Origin of the sequence: Actinomadura sp. KC216 (assembly GCF_004348535.1) — a bacterium.
In the GTDB taxonomy this organism is placed as follows: Bacteria; Actinomycetota; Actinomycetes; order Streptosporangiales; family Streptosporangiaceae; genus Spirillospora.
This window is the reverse complement of sequence record NZ_SMJX01000436.1, coordinates 1-5,643: the sequence shown is the minus strand read 5'-3', so window position 1 is coordinate 5,643 and position 5,643 is coordinate 1. Positions and strand designations below refer to the sequence as shown.

The 5,643-nt window shown below is 71.6% G+C and carries 6 protein-coding genes; 4 read left to right on the top strand and 2 right to left on the bottom strand.

All coding sequences use genetic code 11. The features are described from left to right. Positions 1 to 567: hypothetical protein (locus E1264_RS39350; protein ID WP_132182139.1), on the bottom strand; the 567-nt coding region annotated here is incomplete at its 3' end. A gap of 193 nt (positions 568 to 760) precedes the next feature. Between E1264_RS39350 and E1264_RS39345 the strand changes: the two genes are divergently transcribed. Continuing rightward, the gene (locus E1264_RS39345) at positions 761 to 2,200 is read left to right on the top strand and encodes a hypothetical protein (RefSeq protein WP_132182137.1); all 1,440 of its coding nucleotides are present in this window, start codon (positions 761 to 763) and stop codon (positions 2,198 to 2,200) included. Positions 2,201 to 2,219: 19 nt separating this feature from the next. On the opposite strand, the gene E1264_RS39340 is transcribed toward E1264_RS39345, so the two are convergent. Continuing rightward, complete coding sequence (locus E1264_RS39340) at positions 2,220 to 3,014, bottom strand: IPT/TIG domain-containing protein (protein ID WP_132182135.1); 795 nt, start codon at positions 3,012 to 3,014, stop codon at positions 2,220 to 2,222. A 183-nt stretch (positions 3,015 to 3,197) separates the two neighbouring features. On the opposite strand from E1264_RS39340, the gene E1264_RS39335 reads away from it, so the two are divergent. From E1264_RS39335 to E1264_RS39325, 3 genes are all read left to right on the top strand, one after another. After that, positions 3,198 to 4,910: an ExeM/NucH family extracellular endonuclease gene (locus E1264_RS39335; RefSeq protein ID WP_132182133.1), complete on the top strand. Its 1,713-nt coding sequence runs from the start codon at positions 3,198 to 3,200 to the stop codon at positions 4,908 to 4,910. A 102-nt stretch (positions 4,911 to 5,012) separates the two neighbouring features. After that, entirely contained in the window at positions 5,013 to 5,324 is a 312-nt protein-coding gene (locus E1264_RS39330) for a hypothetical protein (protein ID WP_132182131.1), read from the top strand. 38 nt (positions 5,325 to 5,362) lie between these two features. After that, on the top strand, positions 5,363 to 5,643 hold a 281-nt coding region (locus tag E1264_RS39325), incomplete at its 3' end, for an LLM class flavin-dependent oxidoreductase (RefSeq protein WP_132182129.1).

Here is a 5,643-nt window from a genome sequence, read left to right as displayed (position 1 = left end):
GTCCTCGGCGAGGTCGAGGTCTCCGGCGAGGAGGCCGGAGGTCTCCAGGTACTGGCGGCCGCGGGGCGTCAGGTCCCATGCGTTGTGGCGCCACTCCTTCCTGCGCCACACGACGCCCGCGGAGAGCAGCTTGCGGCCCACGCGGCTGATCTCCGTCTCGTCGGTGTGGAGCTCGGCGGCGAGGTCCTTGTTGGACAGGCCCTGGCGGCGGTACACGGCGAGGAGGAAGCGCGCGGCGTAGCTGTCGGGCTGCAGCGCGAGCTGGAGCCCGGACGGGAGCCGCTTGAGCGCCCAGTGGACGACGTCGATCAGCCCGAGGATGCGTCCGCGCTGCTCGCGCTGCGGGCCGTCGAGGGCGTCGTGGTCGAGGTAGTGGCGGTGCAGCCACTGGAGCCCGTCCTGGCATTCCACCAGGGCGGGCTCGTCGGCGCTGAGCGAGGCGTCGGTGATCAGCATGCCGAGGGCGCTGAAATGGCCGTCGCTGATGACCTTGGCGTGTTCCATCGAGTCGATGAGGCGCCGGACCTCCGTCCGGCGGTCACGGGCAGAGGCGGGAACAGCGCTCATGGTCACTCTCCAAAAGGTCGACGAGCACCGCCGGGATCCCTCCAGCATGAGCGTGTGCCAAGTGAATGTCAAGTGACGAGACCGCCGGGCTCTGTTGCCGACGACACTGAAACGTCTCCGCGCGGGAGTTAGCATCGATCCACCACCTGTAACCGCGCGTGTCAGACCCCCGGGGGCGCTTATGACGGATCAGTTGGCCGCAGCCGGCCACCCGGCCGAACCAGCTGATCTCTTCGTCCGGCTCTACGACTCGATCGCGGACGGCGTCTTCCAGGACTGGACGGCCGCGCGCTGGTACGCCGACGAGCGGGTCCGCCGGCGGGCCGGCGAGATCGCCGACATCGTCCTGGACGACGGCGTCCTCGACCCCGCCGCCACGGCGGAGATCATCGCGGCGGACGGCGACCTCGGCCGGTTCACGATCATGCTCGGGCTCGACATCGCGCTCGCCCACGCCAGCCCGTACGGCCCCTACCACGGCACCCCGGCGCTGGCGCCGGTGCTGGTCAACTACCTGACCGAGGGGAAGCTGAACGGGCAGGGCACGACCGGCGCGCTGCTCCCCCGCTGCGCGTTCCCCGGACGGCCCCGCGGGCTGCGCACCAAGGCGGAGTTCTTCGGCGTCCACCGCATCCCGCAGGCGATGTGGGACAGGATCGACCATCGCGTGCTGCCCGCGGTGAACGACCCGCACTTCGGCCGGGACGAGCCGGTCGCGGTCGGGTGCGCGCCGGTGCTGGAGACCTTCGACGACGTCGACATCGAGTTCGAGGAGCGGCACGGGATGACCGTGTACCGGCTCCGGCCGATGGACTCCTCCGGGATCCGCAGCCGTGTCAAGGCGATCGTCCGGCGGCTCGACGAGTCGGGCGCGCAGCTCGCCGTGATGCCGGAGGCGTCGCTGTCGGACTCGCTGCTCGAACTGTGGAAGGAGGTCGCGTTCGACACCGCCGGACGCGACCGGGACCGGCGCCCGCTGCGGTTCCTGCTGCTCGGCAGCGGCCCGCTCGGCGGGGAGGACCCGCCGCCGAACCGCGCGGTCCTGCTCGACCGCTGGACGGGGCAGGAACTGCTCGTCCAGGACAAGCTGTCCGGGTTCACGCTGACCGCCGACCAGATGCGGCTGTGGCGGCTGCCGGACGCGCCGCCGTCCGGCACGGCCGTGGAGTACGCCAGGCCCGGCACGCGGATCGGCGTGCTCGACTCCTCGCTCGGCCGCCTCGCGGTGCTGATCTGCGAGGACCTCGGGCGTTCGATCGGCTGGGAGCGCGAGTTCGAGGCGTGCGGGGTGTCGCACCTGCTCGTCCCGATCTTCTCCAAGCCGATCCTGGAGCATCGCTGGGAGGACCAGGGCGCCGAGCGGCAGGTCGCGGGCCTCGGCACGTGGGTGGCGGTGTCCAACAGCCTCGCGGTCGGCGCGGCCATCCCCGACGACGAGCTCCCCGGCACCCGCTACACCTGCCTCGTCTCCGGGCCGAAGACGCTGCGCCGCACCGCTTACGTGACCGAGCGCCAGTTCGGCGTGGCCAGGACGGGCGCCGAACTCGGGCGGCTGCCCACGTCCGAGCTGCCCCGCGTCTTCCCGGGCGCGGCGTACGACGCCTGGCACGACCACTGGCGGGACCCGAAGTAGGCGTCGACCGGCGGGCGGCTCACTCGACGGTGAACGGCTCCGGGCTGGTGGCGGTGCCGTCCGGGGTGTTCACGACCGGGGGCCCCGAGGTCGCGCCCGCGGGGACCGTCGCCCGGACGAGCGTGTCCGTCGCGTCGGTGACCGACGCCCGCACCCCGCCGAACCGGACGTCCGTCGCCGACCCGAGGCCGGTGCCGTGCAGGGTGACCGCGGCGCCGACCGGCCCGCTGACCGGCTCCATCCTGCTGATCGCCGGCGCGGGCGCGTGGTCGCGGCCCGGCCGCGCGGGCGCCAGCAGGGTCGCGAACACGGCGCGGAACTTCTCCGCCGTCTCGCGCGAGAACTGCCCGACGAGCGCGGCGATGGCCGCGACCCCGTACGGGTTGACGTCGGACGGCCCGCCCAGCGGCGAGGTCAGCCCGCCGCGCACGACGAGGTAGACGACCAGCCCGAACAGCGCCCCGATGAACGGCAGGAGCAGGTACATCATCAGCCAGCTCCGGCGCAGCGCGCGGTTCCCGACGTACCAGTAGAACGACCGCAGCACGTGCGCGATCGAGCCGAGCGCGCCCGCCGCCATGACGACCACGAACAGGCTCGTCTCGCGGGACATGGCCGCCGACCACCCCGCCAGGTGCAGGGTCTTGGACGTCGGCGCGATCTCGGTGCGCCCGTCGGGCCCGATCTGCGGCCCCGGCGGCCACGCCTGGACGAGGACGATCACCAGCACGGCCGTGAGCACCATGATCACGGTGAACACGGCCACGATGTCGCGGGTGCGGGCGTACTCGGATCCGACCGGCGACTCCGCCACTGGCTCTCTCCCCCTGGTGTTCTCTTGTGCGAGCGGTTCCTGCCGGATATCGAGGAGGCGCCGGTCAGTGTTTCTTCACGTCCTGATCAAGCGCTCCCCAAGAATCCGACAATCCATTGCAAATTGGTGGAGTCTTCATTAATGGTTCGCGGATCGCCGGGGACGCGACCGTAGCCTCCCGCCATGCGCCGAACAGCAGCAGCACTCGCGGCCGTCCTGACCAGCGCCGGCCTCGCGGCCGGGGTGCCGGCGGCCGCCGCGGCGGAGCCGTCCGCGTGCGGCACGCCCGCCGACCACCGGATCGCCGACGTCCAGGGCAGCGGCGACGCGAGCCCCGTGGCCGGCACGACCGTCCGGGTCGAGGGCGTCGTCACCGCGGACTTCCAGCGCTCCGACCAGCTCAAGGGCTTCTTCGTCCAGGACCCGGCGCCCGACCGGGACCCGCGGACCTCCGACGGCATCTTCGTGTACTCGACGCAGGAGGTCGCGGCGGGCGACCGGGTTCTCGTGACGGGCAAGGCCGTCGAGTACAACGGGCTCACCGAGCTGTCGCCCGTGTCCGCCGTGGACGTGTGCGGCACCGGGGGCCGGATCGCTCCGGCGCGCGTCCGGCTCCCGCTGCGGGACGGCGCGACGCTGGAGCGGTACGAGGGCATGCTGCTGCGCTTCGACCAGCGGCTCACCGCGACCGAGACCTACACGCTCGGACGGTACGGCGAGGTCACCGTCTCCGCCGGCGGCCGCCTCTTCCAGCCGACCGACGGGCACGGCTCGACGCAGGAGCGCAACGACGCGCTGCGGCTGCTCGTGGACGACGCGTCGAACGTCCAGAACCCGGACACGATCCCGTACACCGACCCGCACGTACTGCGGCTCGGCGACTCGGCGCACGGGCTGACCGGCGTCCTGAACTACGGGTTCGGCAAGTACCGGCTGGAGCCGACCCGGACGGCGCGTTTCGCCCGCACCAACCCGCGCCCGGTGCGGCCGCGGCACGTCGGCGGCGACGTGCGCGTCGCGAGCTTCAACACGCTCAACTGGTTCACGACGCTGAACCGGCGGGGCGCCGACACGCCGGAGGAGCAGGAACGGCAGCTCGCCAAGCTGACCGCCGCGCTGAAGGGCCTGGACGCCGACGTCGTCGGGCTGATGGAGGTCGAGAACAACGGCGACACCGCGGTCAAGGCCCTCGTCGACCGCCTGAACCAGGCGAGTGCACGTGAAAAGAGAGGTGGCGCCGGGACGTACGCCTGGGTGCGGCACCCGTACCCGGGGACGGACGAGATCCATGTCGCGCTCATCTACAGGCCCGCGAAGGTGACGCCGTCCGGTGCGGCGCGCTCCTCGGAAGAACCGATCTTCGACCGGCCCCCGCTGGTGCAGACGTTCCGCCCGGTGCGCGGCTCGATGCCCTTCACGATGATCGTGAACCATTTCAAGTCCAAGGGCTGCGACGGCGCCCAGGGCCCGGACAAGGACCAGGGCGACGGGCAGGGCTGCTACAACGCCCGCCGCGTCGCGCAGGCCAAGGCGATCAGCGCGATCGCGGCCGGCGCGCAGAACCCGCTGGTCGTCGGCGATCTCAACGCCTACGCGTCCGAGGACCCGGTGGACGTGCTCAGAGGCGCCGGTCTCGTCGGGCAGACGGAGCGGTTCGTCCGTCCGGGCGAGCGGTACAGCTACGTGTTCGAGGGGCAGGCGGGCGAGCTGGATCACGTGCTGGCCGGACGGTCCCTCTCGCGGCGCGTGACCGGCGCGACGATCTGGCACATCAACAGCGACGAGCCGGTGTTCCTCGACTACAACACCGAGTTCAACCCGCCGCGGTTCTACAAGGCGGACGCGTTCCGCTCGTCCGACCATGACCCTGTCCTGCTGGGGCTGCGGCTGCGCTGAATCTGTTGGCCGGTCGTCCAAGAAAGGGCGACCGGCCCCTCGCGCGCGGCCGTCACGAAGCGTATGATCTACATCACTTTCGCTAGTGATCGGTGTGCTCGCATGACAGAAGCAGTTTCCGCCGCCTCCGTCCCCGCGCCCGCCCCCGGTACCGCGTTCGGCATCGGCGCCGACGGGACCTACACCCGGCTCGGCCAGGTGGCCGCGTTCGTCGGCGGCGTCCTCACGATGTTCGCGTTCCTGCCGCTGCTCGTGGTCGCCGCGATGCTCTACACGAAGTCGGAGACCGTGTTCGCCGAAGACCCCGCGCGGGCGCGGAGGCTGGTGAACTGGTCGTGGGTGAGCATCGGGGTCCCCTCGGTGATCGCCATACCCGTCCTGACCTTTGTCGTTGTCAACCTGCTGCTCGGGTAGCGGGAAGAGGACAGGGGCGCCGGGGGTTGTCGCTCGTTATGAGCGTTCCCTTCTCCGTCCTTGACCTCGCGCCCGTCGTCAGCGGCTCCACGTCCGGCCAGGCGCTGCGCAACACCCTCGATCTGGCCCGGCACGCCGAGCGGCTCGGCTTCCACCGGTACTGGCTGGCCGAGCACCACGCGATGCCCGGCATCGCCAGCTCGGCGACGGCGGTGCTGATCGGGCAGGTCGCGGCGGCGACGTCCACGATGCGGGTCGGGTCGGGCGGGGTGATGCTGCCGAACCACGCGCCGATGGTGGTCGCGGAGCAGTTCGGGAC